Here is a 207-nt window from a genome sequence, read left to right as displayed (position 1 = left end):
CGCCTCGGTCGCCGAAACCGCACCCCAGGTCACGCGGCTGCACATGTGCGGCGAACCGATGATCGCGCACGCCATTGATTGCGCGCACAAGGCAGGCCATGCCCATTCGCGGATTGATCGCTGGGACGATGCGCTGCCGTGGATTCTCCAGCGCCTCGAAGAACCAGCCCATGTGGAGGAAATTGGATGACTATTGCAGCCCGTCTC

The 207-nt window shown here is 62.8% G+C and carries 1 pseudogene; it reads left to right on the top strand.

The features are described from left to right. Positions 1 to 190, top strand: a pseudogene (locus tag ACFC3J_RS06850) (HAD family hydrolase); the annotation flags it as partial. Positions 191 to 207: the final 17 nt, after the last annotated feature.

The sequence above is a fragment of the Sphingobium sp. genome (assembly GCF_041987595.1).
Lineage (GTDB): Bacteria > Pseudomonadota > Alphaproteobacteria > Sphingomonadales > Sphingomonadaceae > Sphingobium.
This window is presented reverse-complemented; position numbering and strand designations above follow the sequence as displayed.